This window comes from Pseudocitrobacter sp. 2023LY-00077 (assembly GCF_055796175.1).
Genome location: NZ_JBSPEI010000013.1, coordinates 1 through 3,264 on the forward strand (window position 1 = coordinate 1; position 3,264 = coordinate 3,264).

Annotated in this window: 2 protein-coding genes; both read right to left on the reverse strand. The window is 49.8% G+C overall.

The features are described from left to right. Window positions 1–409: 409 nt before the first annotated feature. Window positions 410–739 (reverse strand): tryptophan synthase subunit beta, encoded by a 330-nt coding sequence (locus tag ACWWFX_RS16850; protein WP_149465162.1) that lies wholly within the window; start codon window positions 737–739, stop codon window positions 410–412. Window positions 740–790: 51 nt separating this feature from the next. Then, the coding region (locus ACWWFX_RS16855) for an Ig-like domain-containing protein (protein WP_473224321.1) at window positions 791–3,264 on the reverse strand (2,474 nt) is incomplete at its 5' end.

Sequence of the window (3,264 nt, forward strand, 5' to 3'; positions counted from 1 at the left end):
AGTGCCCACACAGATTGTCTGATAAATTGTTAAAGAGCAGTTGCAACGCGGCTTTACGCTCACCGTTGCGAGGTCCCGTATAATACGTTTTCCTCTTTCAGAGTCAACCCCATTTTCAAGGATTTTTTTCTTCAACCGAACCGGCTGTTGCCGTGTCAGTGGGAGCGCATTATAGGGAGTTCTCGTGAGGCTGCAACCCTAAATATGCGGTAATTTTACCGACTGCTGAAATACACAGCAAAACCCCGCTTTATACCCACTTACACACAGAGTTACCCACAGACTGGAGAGTTTTCTTGTCGTTCGGTCTCCGCTTATACGATCGTTATGCGATAAAAGAGATCCTTTTCGTACTCATATAGAAGAAACCCAACCTCGTGGTTGGGCTTTGCGTTTCGGGATCGCTGGGCTAGAGCAAGATCTCATCCTCATTAAGCAGATTCTCCAGGCTGTCCAGCTCCTGCCGTAATAGACTTCGGTTCGATAACTTGTTCTGCGCCGCAACCGGCAGGTCCGTGATACTGAGAATGCCTTTACTGGTCAGTACATAGATCAAATCTTCCAGCACGCGAACCAGTTCAAGATCGCTTTTTTGCAGCCCCGCAAGCAGCGCCTTCTGATGATTCTGCCAGTGGTTGATTTCCAGCGTGGTTTGTTCAGATTCTTCGGTCATTCCTTCGAACGGTTGAGTATCTACCCGCACCAGTGTTCCCCGGGGATTACGTTGTAAGTAATACATCTTATCTCCTGAAAGAGTAGCGCCACGTGAGTAACGTGGCGCTGGGTCGGGTTAGATTATGATGGAGGTATTATCCGGGTTAGCCAGTAAGCTATTTATATCAGCCACTGAGGAGCCCTCCACAGTGATACTGACGTTAGCCCCATTCATAATTTGACCACTGGTGCTAATCTCAATGACAGCATTTCCTTTCCCGTCATCAATAACCTGAAGGTAATTTTCAAGGCTTTCGGTAATGCCTCCCAGCAAATCGCTGAGATCGATACGATCTCCCTCTTCTGCATTGAAATCTTTAATCACATCATGACCGTCATCGCCTTTCAGCCAGGTGAAGGTATCGCTGCCAGAGCCGCCCGTGAGGATATCGTCACCTTTACCACCGGTTAGGGTGTCATTTCCGGTTCCACCATAGAGGATATCGTCCCCAAGTCCGCCGTTAAGGATGTCGTTACCGCCACCGCCGAGCAGAATATCGTCGCCTTCACCGCCATGGAGGATATCGTTACCCGAACCCATAGCACCAAGTTCATCGCTATTCTGAACAACGTAATCCGCCACTTTATCGAAGGTGAGATCGCCAACGGTAGTGCCCATGTGGCTAGCAAGTTCAGCCGAGCTATCAAAACCATCGCCAATCAGAATGTCATCACCTTTGCCACCAAACAGCACATCATCACCGCTGCCACCGACAAGAATATCGTCACCACCGCCACCGTAGATAATGTCATCACCTACGCCGCCAAACAGAACGTCTTTACCGCCATCATTCTGAGACTGGTCAAACTCTTCAGGATGCTCGCTGATGTACTGTGATACATGGGATACATCCAGTTGGCTGGCGTCAACATTCAATTTTCCGGCGACATACTCTTTGATAGCCGCAAAGCCGTTGCTGTTGCCAAACAACACCATGTCACCAAAAAGAATATCGTTCCCGGCATTTCCGTGAACCGTATCCTGAGCGCCAGCCATCTGAACATCGTCGCCGCCAAGAATGGCATTCGCCAATTCATCTGCGGCAATTCCTGCCATTACGTTACCATCGGAGTCATACGGTTCCAGGTCATTCGCACTAATACCGTTGTTGATACCAATCGCTTCAACGTTGTCACAAGCCAGCAAAAGCAGGGCAAAAGCACTTTTTGAATTCGACGTCGTTGTATTGGTGGTCGAACTCCCATTCCCCGCACGCGTTGAGATTTCATACCCGCCCTTGCCGTTTTTGTAGAGCTCTCCTTCTTTGGTTGAAACCCAGTTTCCCGACCTATTCGTTGACCACGAGTAAACGTTACCGGCGGCATCAATAACAACACGATCTACACCATCAATGTTCATTGAGAAAGCGGTGCCTTCCTTGTAATCGACTGTACTCAAGTCAAGCATCGTGGTACTGCCTTGTCGGCCGTCAACGTCAATGCTGGAAATCTCATTACTTTGGTAGTACGTCGGTTTCCCATCGGTAATAAAGTAGGTCAGGTTCTCGGCGCCGTCAGATCCCATCTCAGTAAACCAGTTGGCTGCCGTTTTAAAGGCATCCTCGTAGTTCGTACCGCCGCCGCTTTTCATATTCGCCAACGCATCCGTCAGTGTTTTCAATGCATTTTTGTCAGTGAGGTTGACCGATACAGCGAAGTTCACCTGAGCATCAAAATCAACCAACAGAATGTTGACCTCACCTGAACCATCAAGTTGAGCATTCTGGGAAAGCGTATTAAAGACCTGTGTGAGCGACTTAATAATGGCCTCAACATCTTTCGCCCCCACGCTTCCGGAACTGTCTACGATAAAGGCGATGTTATAGTCCTGTCCTGGCTGCTGCTGGAAACCTTGCGTGTCGGCAATAATGACGTCACTTGTGCCTTCTCCACCTTCCAGCACGTTATCGTATTCATTACCCGTGATCACATTCCCTGTTTCAATAGTGACCGGGCGTTCGGTGGAATCACTTGCAATATTACCTGCTTCGTCCTGTACGGTAATTGACGCACTGACCTCCGGATTTTTCATCAGGTTTTCAGCCGTGAATTCCGCTTCCCAGAACAAGTTGCCTTCGCCATCATCCTGAACCGGCACCTTGATAGTGACATCGCCAACTTTCACCTCGACGAAATCATCGGTTGTGGCTTCGCCGGTAACAGTACCGGTGACTTTGATTGACGGTGAATCTTCGTTTGGTAGCTTATTCGTTTCGGAGAAACTCAGGAAATCATCGCCCGTAACAGGGTCGATCGTAACAACTACGTTAATCGTTGTGTCGATCTTAACCGGCTCATTGTCAATCGCCGTGGCTTCGTTCCCGGCCTTATCTTTAATAGTAATGGCGCCGTTCACTTCCGGATCCGCCAGCAGATCGGCAGTTTTCACCTCCGCGCTCCAGGTCAGGTCGCCCTGCACTTCTGCCTCATAGCGGTTGCCGTTCACTTCCAGCACCACCATGTCGCCCGCTTTCGCATCGCCGCCCACGGTGCCGGTGATGGTGGTGTTCTCCGCCTTCGCTTCTTCAGCGTTGATCCAGCCGTCGCCCG